The following is a 218-nucleotide window of genomic DNA, read 5'->3' on the forward strand; positions in this document are numbered from 1 at the left end:
GCGGATCGACGCCTGGATGATAGGGAAAGCGGTGATCTTCAATTGCTGTAAATGCCTGCCATACATAATCAGGCATCTTTTCGACCTCAACATACGTAGCGCTGGGATGTTCAAACGCTGCTAATTTTTCCTTGCGGACCCAGTGTTCTCCGATGGAACTTATTGTTATCCAACCAATGATGGATACGAGAAGGACGGCTATACAGGCTCGTCCGAAT

General features: G+C 47.7%; 1 protein-coding gene. It reads right to left on the reverse strand.

The annotated features are described in order from the left end of the window. Positions 1–218 (reverse strand): transglycosylase domain-containing protein (locus LKX83_RS33370; RefSeq protein ID WP_227887604.1); only part of this gene is annotated, 218 nt, incomplete at both ends.

The sequence above is a fragment of the Cohnella baijiui genome (assembly GCF_020731285.1).
Classification (GTDB): Bacteria; Bacillota; Bacilli; order Paenibacillales; family Paenibacillaceae; genus Cohnella.